This is a genomic window from Streptomyces sp. NPDC029466 (genome assembly GCF_055574515.1).
In genome coordinates this window covers 1-11,744 of the sequence record NZ_JBVHZH010000055.1, presented here as the reverse complement: position 1 = coordinate 11,744, position 11,744 = coordinate 1, and the positions used below count along the sequence as shown (strand labels likewise).

The window sequence follows — 11,744 nt, the reverse complement described above, 5'->3', positions numbered from 1 at the left end:
ACGCCGCCATGCGCCGCTACGGAAAGAACCCCGACGAGGACGACATCCGCGTCCGCCCCAACCCCAAGGGCAACCGCCCCCGCACCAACCGCCGCCCCAAGCACGAGGACGCGGGCGAGGGCCTGGTCCTGACCGTCGACCGGGGCCGGCTGACCTGCCTCATCGAGGGCCGTACGGTCACCGCGATGAAGGCCCGTGAGCTGGGCCGCAAGAGCGCGGTGGTCGGCGACCGGGTCGCCGTCGTGGGCGATCTGAGCGGCACCAAGGACACCCTCGCCCGGATCGTCCGGGTCGAGCCGCGCTCCTCGACGCTGCGCCGTACGGCCGACGATGACGACCCGTTCGAGCGGGTCGTGGTCGCCAACGCCGACCAGCTCGCGATCGTCACCGCGCTCGCCGACCCCGAGCCGCGCCCCCGGCTCATCGACCGCTGTCTGGTCGCCGCCTACGACGCGGGCCTCGACCCGCTGCTGGTGCTGACCAAATCCGATCTGGCGTCCGCGGACACCCTGCTGGAGTCCTACGGCGCGCTCGGCGTCCCCTACGTCGTCACCAATCGCGACGAACTCGCCGACGGCAGCGCCGCCGAGCGGATCAGGGCCAGCCTCGCGGGCCGTATGACGGCGTTCGTCGGACACTCCGGAGTGGGCAAGACGACCCTGGTCAACGCCCTGGTCCCGGAGCGCCGCCGGGCCACCGGGCATGTCAACGCGGTCACCGGCCGCGGGCGGCACACCACCACCTCCGCGCTGGCGCTGCCGCTGCCCGACGACTCGGGCTGGGTCATCGACACCCCCGGCGTCCGGTCCTTCGGGCTGCATCACGTCGACCCGTCCCGGGTCATCCACGCCTTCCCGGATCTGGAGCCGGGCACCGCGGACTGCCCGCGGGCCTGTAGCCATGACGAACCGGACTGCGCGCTGGACGAGTGGGTCAGCGACGGCCACGCCGATCCGGCCCGCCTCTACTCCCTGCGCCGCCTCCTGGCCACCCGTGAGCGACGCGAGGGCGACTGATCGCCGAAGTTTGCCGCCGCCCGTGTGAGGTAAAGGCATAATCACACCAAGGTCGGCGCAGCGGTCCATCGCGCCCTGATCGCCCGGACGGGGCCATAGGGAGTGATTCTGACGCCCCGTCGTCGCTCACCTGAGACAGGCGCTGGGTCGGTCCGCCGGACAGGCCCTGGCTGACGGAGGCAATGGGACATGGCGATGGCGTGGCTGCTGGTCGTGGTGGCGGGGATCCTGGAGACCGGCTTCGCGGTCAGCCTCAAGCTGACGCACGGCTTCACCCGGCTGTTCCCGACCATCGCGTTCGCGGCCTTCGCGCTCGGCAGTTTCGGTCTGCTGACGCTGGCGCTGCGCCGGCTCGACGTCGGCCCGGCGTATGCGGTGTGGACGGGTATCGGTGCGGCCGGTACGGCGATCTACGGCATGGTCTTCCTCGGCGATGTGGTCTCCACCCTGAAGATCGTCTCCATCACGATGGTGATCGCCGGGGTGGTCGGACTCCAGCTGTCGGGGTCCGCCCACTGAACCGGCACCCCGCCCGCAGCCCTCGCCCGGCGCCGTCCGCCGCCCTGGTCCCCGCCCGCCCGTCATCCGCCGCCCTGCTCCTGGTTCCCCTCCCGCCGCGAAGCTGACGCCTCGTCAGCAGTGCTCCCCCGGCCGCACATCGCCCGGCATCCGGGCGAAGGCGCCCCGTACGAGCCGGGACACCACCTCCGTCTCCAGCTCCCGGCGCGACCGCCGGGCCGGTACGCGCTCCGCGGGCGGCGCCGCCCCCGGCGCCACGGGAGCGACCACACAGGCCAGGGTCAGCCGCGCCGCGGTCTCGCAGGCGGTGCACAGAGCGGGCAGCGCCTCCTCGGGCCAGTCCGGTTCCAGCGCCGCGACCGCCTGGTCGCAGAAGCGGCCGACGAGTTCGGCGGGCCCCGGCAGCGGCCCGTCGCCCGGCGGCGCGGTCCGCTGGGCGGGGATGCCGGGCCGGCTGGAGTGCGGCGGCGCGGCACCGGCGCCCGCGGGGGCCGGCAGCCGGTCGCTCCAGCACCCGGTCAGTACGGCCCTGACCAGCGGGTTGGCGCGCGCGGTCCGCAGTGTCCAGGCGGCCGCGGCCGCCACCCGGCCCGCCGCGTCGCGCCTGGCGCCGGCGGCCGGGGAGCCCTGGGACAGCGCCCGCGCGACCCCGGCGAGGTAGTTGTCGGTCTCCCGGCGGACGAGGGCGCGGGCCAGCCCCTCCTTGCTGCCGAACTCGTTGTAGAGCGTCTGCCGGGACACCCCGGCCGCGGCCGCGACATCGACCATCCGCACGGCCGTCCAGGCCCGTTCCGTCAGCGCCGTGTAGGCGGCGTCCAGCAAGGATTCACGCGCTGCGGGCATCCGTCGCCTCCCCGGCCGCCGGCCCCGGGTAGCCGGTGTGCGCACAGAATTGACGCACCGCCAGATGCTGTCAAGGGCCGTCGCGGCAGCGGCGGGCGGGCCGCCACACGCCGGGCGGCGCATGGTCGTGTGGCTCCGGCGTATACCAATGGATACTGTTCGCACATGCCCGACTATCACGATGATCTTCGCCTCGGCCATGTTCTCGCGGACGCCGCGGACGCCGCCACCATGGAGCGCTTCAAGGCCCTCGACCTCAAGGTCGAGACCAAACCGGACATGACACCGGTGAGTGAGGCGGACAAGGCCGCCGAAGAGCTGATCCGCAGCCAGCTCCAGCGGGCCCGGCCACGGGACGCGGTGCTCGGCGAGGAATTCGGCAGCGAGGGCGCGGGGCCGCGCCGCTGGATCATCGACCCGATCGACGGCACGAAGAACTATGTCCGCGGGGTGCCGGTCTGGGCGACGCTGATCGCGCTGATGGAGCGCGGGGAGGGCGGTGACCGCCCGGTGGTCGGCATCGTCTCGGCACCGGCACTCAACCGCCGCTGGTGGGCCGCCGACGGCCTGGGCGCCTTCACCGGCCGCAGCCTGACCTCCGCGACCCGTCTCCGGGTCTCCCAGGTCGGCCGCATCCAGGACGCCTCGTTCGCGTACTCGTCACTGACCGGCTGGGAGGAGCGCGGCAAGCTGGCCGGCTTCCTCGATCTGAGCCGGGACTGCTGGCGCACCCGGGGCTACGGGGACTTCTGGCCGTACATGATGATCGCCGAGGGTTCGGTGGACATCTGCGCGGAGCCGGAGCTGTCGCTGTGGGACATGGCGGCCTGTGCGGTGGTGGTGAAGGAGGCCGGCGGACAGTTCACCGGCCTGGACGGCAAGCCGGGCCCGCACAGCGGCAACGCGGCGGCCTCGAACGGTCTGCTGCACGAGGATCTGCTGGGTTATCTCGGCGACTCCCCGCACTGACCTGCGGCGGGGCGCGCATTAGGACAACCGTCCAGCAGTTGCCCCTTGTTGCATCGGCGGAGGCATGTGAACATGAGAATCCCCCACTTTGTGAACTTGTGAATCCCTTCGCAAGCACATTCACCAAGGAGGTGGCTCCACTCCATGCCCATGCACGTCAAAGACGCCATGAGCACGGTGGTCCTCACCATCGGGCCCGCTCACACCCTCCGCCAGGCGGCGCAGCTGATGGCGGCCCGCCGTATCGGCGCGGCCGTGGTCCTCGACAACGACACCTGCGGCATCGGCATCCTCACCGAGCGCGACATCCTCAACTCCCTCGGCGCGGGCGAGAACCCCGACCGGGAGACCGCCCAGACCCACACCACCCCGGACGTGGTCTTCGCCGCTCCGGACTGGACCCTGGACGATGCCGCGGACGCCATGGTGCGCGGCGGCTTCCGCCATCTGATCGTGCTCAACGACCAGGAACCGGTCGGCGTGGTCTCCGTACGCGACATCATCCGCTGCTGGTCGACCACCACGGAACGGGCCCGCCCCGTACCCGCCTGACGCACACACAGCTCCGCCCCCCCCGGAGCCGCAACACGAAGAGGCCGAAGCCCCATGGCATCCGGCCTCTTCGCTTATTTACGGCAGCGACAATTGAGCAACCCCCACGGCGCGCAACCACCTCCGCGAAAGCGATGGGGGTCCCCCCGCGCCTTAAGCGTGGGGGAGGTTTAGCCGCACAGGGCGCCCGTTCAGCCGCGCAGGGCCTGGACCGCGGCTTCCAGTCGCTTGCCGTAGTCCGCGTCCGCCTTGCGGAAGTTCTCGATCGCCCGCTGGGCGATGTCATCGCGGGAGACCTGGGCGATGAAGCCCGCCAGGTTGTCGATCAGGCGCTCCTTCTCGTCCTCCGCCATCAGGCGGTAGAGGGTGCCGGCCTGGACGAAGTCGTCGTCCTCCGCGTGCGAGGGCGCGACATGCTCGCCGGTGGGGCCGGTCACGGCGGCCGGCTGCCACAGCGGACGGCCGGTCTCGACCGGGCCGCCGAAGCTGTTGGGCTCGTAGTTCTTCCGCCCGGCGTGACGGCCGTCGTAGAGCACACCGTCCCGGCCGTGGCTGCGCGCCTCGGTGGCGTGCGGGCGGTTCACCGGCAGGTGGTCGGCGTTGATGCCGACGCGGTAGCGGTGCGCGTCGCCGTACGCGAAGAGACGGCCCTGGAGCATCTTGTCGGGGGACGGGCCGATACCCGGCACGAAGTGGTGCGGGGAGAAGATCGACTGCTCGACCTCGGCGAAGATGTTCTGCGGGTTGCGGTTGAGCTCCAGCTTGCCGATCTCGATGGGCGGGTAGTCCTCGTGCGGCCAGACCTTGGTCAGGTCGAAGGGGTTGAAGCGGTAGTCGGCCGCCTCGGCCGCGGGCATGATCTGCACCTGGACGGTCCAGCTCGGGAAGTCGCCGCGCTCGATGGACTCCCGCAGATCGCGCTGGTGGCTGTCCGGGTCGAGGCCGGAGGTCTCCGCGGCCTCGGAGGTCGTGAGGTTCTTGATGCCCTGGTCGGTCTTGAAGTGGTACTTGACCCAGAAGACCTCGCCGGCCTCGTTGTTCCACTGGAAGGTGTGCGAGCCGTAGCCGTTCATGTGGCGGTAGGAGGCGGGGATGCCGCGGTCGCCGAACAGCCAGGTGACCTGGTGGGTGGACTCGGGCGACAGGCCCCAGAAGTCCCAGACGTTGTCCGCCTCCTGCGAGCCGGTGTACGGGTCGCGCTTCTGGGTGTGGATGAAGTCCGGGAACTTGATGGCGTCCTTGATGAAGAACACCGGGGTGTTGTTGCCGACGAGGTCGTAGTTGCCCTCTTCGGTGTAGAACTTCAGCGCGAAGCCGCGCGGGTCACGCACCGCGTCGGCGGAGCCGAGGTTGCCCGCGACCGTGGAGAAGCGCAGGAACGTCTCGGTCTGCTTACCGACCTCGGAGAGGAACGCGGCGCGGGTGTACTTGGTCACGTCCGCGGTGACCGTGAAGGTGCCGTACGCACCGGCGCCGCGGGCGTGCACGATGCGCTCCGGGATGCGCTCCCGGTTGAAGTGCGCGAGCTTCTCGATCAGGAGCTGGTCCTGGATGAGGCCGGGTCCGCCGATGCCCGCCGTCTCACTGTTCTGGTTGTCCCCGACCGGGGCCCCGGACTCCGTGGTCAGCGGTCCAGTGGTGCTCTCTACCGACACGTGCGCCTCCTGAAAAGTCTTCTCCACCTGCCCTTGGCTTGCGCCGGTCACGATCCTACATTGGACAATGTCTAAGTCAAGAAGGATGTGAAACTCGTACACGATCCGGTGATGGATCCCCCACTGCTACGCTGGGTCTATCTGACTGATAGGTGAATGGCATGAGTGACCTGCTTGAACGGCTCCGGGGACGCGGCTGGCGGCTGACCGCGCAGCGACGCGTCGTCGCCGAGGTCCTCGACGGGGACCACGTCCACTACACCGCTGACGAAGTGCACGCGCTGGCGTCGTCCCGGCTGCCCGAGATCTCCCGCGCGACGGTCTACAACACCCTGGGCGAGCTGGTGTCGCTCGGCGAGGTGCTCGAAGTGAGCACCGACGGCCGGGCCAAGCGCTACGACCCCAACGCCCACCACGACCACCAGCACCTGGTCTGCTCGCAGTGCGGCACGATCCGGGACGTCCACCTCCAGGGCGACCCGCTGTCCGCCCTGCCCGAGCCGGAGCGCTACGGCTTCCAGGTATCCGAGGTCACCGTGACCTACCGGGGCATCTGCCCCACCTGCAGCGCCCCGTCCTGACGCCCGCGCAAGCCGGCCCCCGTCCGGGCCGCTCCCGCACCCGATCACCTCATAGGCCCCAGCGAGCCCACGCCCACCCGGCCGTGGGCTCCTTCGCATGCCCGGCCGATCCGTCGCCCGCGCCCTCACCGTCACCCCTCCCCGCCTCCCCACACCGCACAACCCTGCCCGCAAGCCCCTTGCCCGAATCTGACGCACCGTCATATCGTCGGCGGGCCGCGCTTTCCGGCCACCGGGCCCCACCGGCCCCGGGCCGCGCACCACGGCGGCACCCTGTCCGCACTCCGCAAGGAGCACCCCGTGGGAGAGCCGCCCCCTTCCTCCGCGACGCACCGACCGGCCGCCGGCCCCGCCACCCCACCCGCCCTGCGCGCCCGCGCCCTGGCCCGCTCCTTCGGCCGCGGCCGCAAGGCGCTGGCCGCCCTCGGCCCCGTCGACGCCGAGATCGCGCCGGGCGAATGCGTCTGTGTCGTCGGCCCCTCCGGCTGCGGGAAGTCGACCCTGCTGCGCATCGCCGCCGGGCTGCTGCGCCCCAGCGCCGGCGAACTGGAACTCCGGGTGAGCGCCGACCGCCCGGCCGCGATGATCTTCCAGGACTACGGCATCTACGACTGGAAGACGGTGCTGGGCAATGTCCGCTTCGGCCTCGACCTCCAGCGCGTCCCCCGTAAGGAGGCCGACGAACGGGCCCGCTCCTGGCTCACCCGTATGGGGCTCGCCGACTTCGCCGGCGCCTACCCGGCCACGCTCTCCGGCGGGATGCGCCAGCGCGTCGCCCTGGCCCGCGCCCTCGCCGTGGACCCCGGAATCCTGCTGATGGACGAGCCGTTCGCGGCCCTCGACGCCCAGCTGCGCACCGTCCTCCAGGACGAACTGCTCGACCTCACCCAGACCACCGGCACCACCACCCTCTTCATCACCCACAGCCTCGAAGAAGCCCTGGTACTCGGCGACCGGGTGCTGGTCATGTCCGCCCGCCCCGGCCGGATCATCGCCGAACGCCGCCCGCCGTTCGGCCGCCCCCACACCGGCGAGGTCCGTACCACCCCCGAATTCACCGCCCTCAAGGCGGAGTTGTGGCAGCTGCTGCGGGACGAGGTCGACCGGGGCGGCCCCGCGCACCGGACCACCGAGGGGGCCGTCTCCGTATGACCGCCGCCCTCCCCCGGCCCGGCCACGAGGACGACCGGCCCGCCGCGGCCGACCGCCTCCTCGTCCGCCGCCCCGGCCCCCGGGAACTGCGCCCCGGGCGCACCTACCGCCGTCGGCGCACCCTGGAGATCTCGCTGGCCGCCGCCGTACCGCTGCTGCTCGTGCTGCTGTGGCAGCTGGCCGCCGACCGGACCTGGCTCGACGCCCGCATCTACCCCGCGCCCACGACGATCCTGGCCGACGGCTGGGACCGCGCCCTGGCCGGCGAACTGTGGCCGGACATGGGAGCCACCCTCCGGCGCGTGCTGGCCGGCTATGCCGCCGGGACCGTCACCGGCTATCTCCTGGGCCTGCTGATGGGCTCGCTGTCACTCGTACGGGCCGCCCTCGAACCCCTCCTGGACGCCCTGTACGTGGTTCCCAAGCTGGCCCTGCTGCCGGTCTTCCTCAACATGTTCGGGCTCGGCGAGGGCCCGCAGGTCGCCCTCGTCGCCACCACCGTCTTCTTCTTCGTCTGGATCTCGACCATGGCGGCAGTACTGGCCATCCCCTCCGGCCACCGCGAGGCAGGCCAGGTCTTCGGCGCGGGCCCCTGGCAGATGTTCCGGCACGTCCTGCTGCCCGCCTCGCTGCCCGCCGTCCTCGTGGGCGCCCGGATCGCCGCGGGCGTGGCCGTCCTGGTCATCGTCGCCTCGGAACAGATCGCCGCCACCGACGGCCTCGGGCATCTGATCTTCGACTCCCGCGCCCTGTTCCAGAACGACGTGATGTTCGTCGGCATCGTCTGCGTGGCCGTCCTCGGTGTGCTCTTCTCCGAGCTCGTACGGCTGGCCGGGCGCTTCCTCACCCCCTGGGCACCCCGTGACCGCGGCCGCCCCCGGAGCTGATCCCGCACCCCGTCCGACCGAACGCCGCCCCGTACGGAGGTCCCATGCGCATCCGCACCACCACAGCCGCGCTGATCACCGCACTCGCCCTCGCCGCCGGCTGCGCCGCCCCCGACGGCCACCCCTCCGCCGCCCGGCCGCGCACCATCAAGCCCGTCGCGGGCTGCGGCCCGGCCGCCTGGACCGACCCCGCCGACCTCGCCCCGGACCGCGCCCCGGCCCGCTGCGCCAAGGGCGCGCCCGCCCCGCGCCCGCTCACGAAACGCCGGACGCTCACCGTCGCCACCGGCACCCTCAACGCCGAGTACGTGGCCCCGCTGCGGCTGGCCCTCTCCAGGGGCGAGTTCAAGAAGGAGGGCCTGGATGTCCGGCTGAAGGTACTGCCCACCCCGGAGGCGCTGCCGCTGCTGGCCAAGGGCGAACTGGACGCCCTCTGGGCCGCCCCCGAGGCCGCCGTCGTCAACGGCGTCCACGGCGGCTTCGACCTCCGCTGGGTGGCCGGCAACTTCTCCCCCGCCCCGAAGTCCCGGAGCGGCCTGTGGGTGCGCCTCAAGAGCGGGGAGCGCGCCTCTTCGGCCTCCCTGGAGGGGACGAAGCTGGGCACCATGATCGGAAAAGGCTCCGTGATCATGTACCCGATGGCCAGGACCTTCGCCGGCCACGGCGCCCGCCTGGACTCGGCCGCCTTCCAGCAGCTCGGCTCCGCCGACGTCCTGACCGCCCTGACCGGCGGCGGGGTGGACTCCGCCTGGCTGCTCGACCCGGTCTGGCGGCGGGTCGACGGCGACGGGAAATACGCCTTCCTCGGCGGCCAGCCCCGGGGCGAACCCCTCGGCGGCGCCCTCTACGGCCCGGCGCTGCTCCAGCGGGACCCGGACGCCGGTGTCGCCTTCCTGCGCGCCTACCTCCGCACGGTCAACACCTACTTCGCCGGCGACTACAAGGCCGACCGGGCCTTCGTCGCCGAGCTGGCGAAGCTGCTGGACGTCGACGCGAAGATCCTCACCTCGGTGCCCTCGCTCCGGATGGACTGGGAGATCAGAAAGGGCACCACGGACCGGCTCCAGAGGGCCTACCGCGACGCCGGCGTCACCAAAGGAGCACCGCTGCCGGAGAACCGGCTCGTCGACCGCAGTCTGTACGCGGAGGCGGTCGGCCACCGGCTGCGGAGATGAGTACGACGAAGGCCCGGATTCTCGGAGAATCCGGGCCTTCGTCTTTCAGTAGCGGGGACAGGATTTGAACCTGCGACCTCTGGGTTATGAGCCCAGCGAGCTACCGAGCTGCTCCACCCCGCGTCGTTGTGTTCCACACTTTAACCCCGGCCCGACGACCAGCGCAAATTCCTTCCGGAGGGCCCGGGACCCGGCCTGTTCGCCGGGTTCCGGGCTTCCGGACACCTCTGCCGCCCGCTACGCGCTGAGCTCCTCCTGGAGCGCCGTACGCAGCCGCGCCGCACGCTCCGCCACCTCCGGCGGGCCCAGCTCCACGGCGTGCGCACACCAGCTCTGCGCCTCCGCGAGCGCCCCGCGCCGGGCGGCGAGCAGCGCCAGCCGGAGCGCCGCCCGGCCGTGCCCGGCCTCGGCGGCGCGCTGCCACCACAGGGCGGCCTCCGGCAGGCTGCCCTCGCGGGCCAGCAACAGCCCGAGGTTGAAGGCGCCGTTACGGCTCCCGGCCTCGGCCGCCGCGCGGTACCACTCAGCGGCCTCGACGGTCTCCCCGCGCGCCGCCGCGAACATGCCAACCCGGACCTGGGCGCGACGGTGACCCTGGCGCGCGGCCCGCTCGTACCACTGCACGCTCTCGTCATCCGCCGCGCGCTCCCCGTCCGCCAGCCCCTCGCCCGCGGCCGCCGCCTGGCGGTCGAGGAGGTCGGCGAGCCGGAAGGCCGCCTCGGCGCTGCCGCCACCGGCCGCACAGCGCAGATTCCGCTCCGCGTCCTGGAGCTCACCGTCCCGCAGCTGCACGATGGCGACCTGTAGCGCCGCCTCGGTGTGCCCGGCCGCGGCCGCCCGCTCGTACCAGGTGTGCGCCGTACGCTCCGCGCCCCGCCCGGCGAAGAGGATGCCGAGGTTGAACGCGGCGTCCACACTGCCCGCCTCGGCAGCCTTGGAGAACCACGGCTCGGCCCCCGCGGCGTCGCCGCGCTGAAGCAGCAGAATGGCCAGCGCGTTGGCCGCCTCACGGTGCCCGGCGTAGGCGGCCCGGCGGTACCACTGCTCGCCGCGCCCCTCCCGGCCCTGCCCGGCGCAGAGCAGCCCGATGTTGTAGGCGCCGTTGACATCCCCGGCGTCCAGAGCGACGCGGTACCAGCGCTCGGCGGTCTGCAGCTCACCGCGGTCGGCGTGCAGCGCCCCGAGCGCATTGGCAGCGTTGCCATCGCCGTCCTGGGCGGCGCGCCGCCACCATTCCGCGGCGCTCTCCTCGTCGCCCGCGTCGCGCAGCAGGAAGCCCAGCGCACAGGCGGCGCGCGCCTCCCCGTCCTTGGCGGCGGACAAGTACCAGCGCCCCGCCTCCTGGACGTCACCGCGCTCCTCCAGCAGCGCGCCCAGCTGGAGCGCGGCCCGCCGGTGGCCGCGCGCGGCGGCCTGGCGGTACCACTGCTCGGCCTCCTCCTGCTGCCTCAGCTCCCCGTACGCGGGGACCGTGCGGTGGTCCGCGTCGCGCCCGTCCTCGATGAGCCGGGCCAGGCGGTACGCGGCCTCGCGGTGGCCACGCTCGGCGGCCGTACGGAACCAGCGCTCGGCACCGATGTCACCGCGGTGCTCCAGGAGGTCGGCGAGGGCGTAGGCGCCCAGGCAGTGGCCGGACTCGGCGGACTGGCGCAGCCAGTATTCGGCGGCCGGCTCGTCGCCGCGCTCGCGGTAGTGGCGCCCGAGGGCGTGCGCGGCGGCGGCGGAACCGGCCACGGCGGCGATCCGCCACCAGCCGGCCGCCTCGTCCCCGTAGCCCCGCTGGTGGAGCAGCACGCCCAGGTTATTGGCCGCGGCGCGGTCCCCGGCGGCGGCAGCGGAGCGCAGATGCGGCTCGGCGCCGTCGAGGTCACCGCGGCGCAGCAGCATCGCACCGAGCGCGCTCATCGCGGCGGTGTCGCCCGCCTCGGCGGCCCGGCGGTGGCCGGACTCGGTCACGGCATCGGACGCCTCGGCGGCCTCGGCGGCCTCCATCGCGTCCATCTGCAGGTCGGATTCGCGCCCGTCATCGGGCGCATGCACAAACCGGTCCGTCTCCAACAACCTTGCCTTGTCCCCCATAAGACCCATCGTCGCATCACCTGTAACCCGCGTACACCTGGTATACCGCAGCCAGTGAGGTCACTTCAGCGGTTTGTCGACTTCCCGACACGACGACTTGGCAAACTCAAGCACACAGCTTCCCCACATGGGTTGTACGACCCGGCCTTTGCCCGGGATCGACCTGAACACATGACGATCGACCCGCACACATGACGAAGGCCCGGATCCTTGAGGATCCAGGCCTTCGTCTTTCAGTAGCGGGGACAGGATTTGAACCTGCGACCTCTGGGTTATGAGCCCAGCGAGCTACCGAGCTGCTCCACCCCGCGTCGTT

The 11,744-nt window shown here is 72.2% G+C and carries 11 protein-coding genes and 2 tRNA genes; 8 read left to right on the top strand and 5 right to left on the bottom strand.

The window, feature by feature from the left end:
- Positions 1-8 precede the first annotated feature (8 nt).
- Both rsgA and ACZ4XD_RS31955 read left to right on the top strand, forming a co-directional pair.
- Positions 9-1,016, top strand: a complete 1,008-nt coding sequence (rsgA, locus tag ACZ4XD_RS31960) for a ribosome small subunit-dependent GTPase A (RefSeq protein WP_468047856.1) — start codon at positions 9-11, stop codon at positions 1,014-1,016.
- Positions 1,017-1,211: 195 nt separating this feature from the next.
- Positions 1,212-1,535, top strand: a complete 324-nt coding sequence (locus ACZ4XD_RS31955) for a DMT family transporter (RefSeq protein ID WP_468047915.1) — start codon at positions 1,212-1,214, stop codon at positions 1,533-1,535.
- Between the two features lie 114 nt (positions 1,536-1,649).
- Here ACZ4XD_RS31955 and ACZ4XD_RS31950 read toward each other — a convergent pair whose 3' ends face one another.
- Entirely contained in the window at positions 1,650-2,378 is a 729-nt protein-coding gene (locus ACZ4XD_RS31950; RefSeq protein ID WP_468047854.1) for a TetR/AcrR family transcriptional regulator, read from the bottom strand.
- A gap of 165 nt (positions 2,379-2,543) precedes the next feature.
- On the opposite strand from ACZ4XD_RS31950, the gene hisN reads away from it, so the two are divergent.
- Entirely contained in the window at positions 2,544-3,347 is an 804-nt protein-coding gene (hisN, locus tag ACZ4XD_RS31945; protein ID WP_468047852.1) for a histidinol-phosphatase, read from the top strand.
- A gap of 150 nt (positions 3,348-3,497) precedes the next feature.
- A complete protein-coding gene (locus ACZ4XD_RS31940) occupies positions 3,498-3,899 on the top strand; it encodes a CBS domain-containing protein (RefSeq protein WP_251085915.1) in 402 nt (133 codons plus the stop codon).
- Positions 3,900-4,090: 191 nt separating this feature from the next.
- On the opposite strand, the gene ACZ4XD_RS31935 is transcribed toward ACZ4XD_RS31940, so the two are convergent.
- The gene (locus ACZ4XD_RS31935) at positions 4,091-5,554 is read right to left on the bottom strand and encodes a catalase (protein ID WP_468047850.1); all 1,464 of its coding nucleotides are present in this window, start codon (positions 5,552-5,554) and stop codon (positions 4,091-4,093) included.
- Positions 5,555-5,715: 161 nt separating this feature from the next.
- Between ACZ4XD_RS31935 and ACZ4XD_RS31930 the strand changes: the two genes are divergently transcribed.
- The 4 genes from ACZ4XD_RS31930 (at position 5,716) to ACZ4XD_RS31915 (ending at position 9,349) form a co-directional block, all read left to right on the top strand.
- Positions 5,716-6,135, top strand: coding sequence for a Fur family transcriptional regulator (locus ACZ4XD_RS31930; RefSeq protein ID WP_423671777.1), 420 nt, complete (start codon positions 5,716-5,718; stop codon positions 6,133-6,135).
- Between the two features lie 300 nt (positions 6,136-6,435).
- Positions 6,436-7,287 carry an ABC transporter ATP-binding protein gene (locus tag ACZ4XD_RS31925; RefSeq protein WP_468047847.1) on the top strand — a complete coding sequence of 284 codons (852 nt, stop codon included), beginning with the start codon at positions 6,436-6,438 and terminating at the stop codon, positions 7,285-7,287.
- On the top strand, positions 7,284-8,174 hold the full coding sequence (locus ACZ4XD_RS31920; protein WP_468047844.1) for an ABC transporter permease: 891 nt from the start codon (positions 7,284-7,286) through the stop codon (positions 8,172-8,174). Before ACZ4XD_RS31925 ends, ACZ4XD_RS31920 begins: the two co-directional genes overlap by 4 nt.
- Before the next feature lie 44 nt (positions 8,175-8,218).
- Positions 8,219-9,349: an ABC transporter substrate-binding protein gene (locus ACZ4XD_RS31915; RefSeq protein ID WP_468047842.1), complete on the top strand. Its 1,131-nt coding sequence runs from the start codon at positions 8,219-8,221 to the stop codon at positions 9,347-9,349.
- 49 nt (positions 9,350-9,398) lie between these two features.
- On the opposite strand, the gene ACZ4XD_RS31910 is transcribed toward ACZ4XD_RS31915, so the two are convergent.
- The 3 genes from ACZ4XD_RS31910 to ACZ4XD_RS31900 all read right to left on the bottom strand — a co-directional run bounded on the left by ACZ4XD_RS31910 (position 9,399) and on the right by ACZ4XD_RS31900 (position 11,739).
- Positions 9,399-9,472 (bottom strand) — tRNA-Met (locus tag ACZ4XD_RS31910).
- 114 nt (positions 9,473-9,586) lie between these two features.
- Positions 9,587-11,437, bottom strand: a complete 1,851-nt coding sequence (locus ACZ4XD_RS31905; protein ID WP_468047840.1) for a sel1 repeat family protein — start codon at positions 11,435-11,437, stop codon at positions 9,587-9,589.
- Between the two features lie 228 nt (positions 11,438-11,665).
- Positions 11,666-11,739 (bottom strand) — tRNA-Met (locus tag ACZ4XD_RS31900).
- Positions 11,740-11,744: the final 5 nt, after the last annotated feature.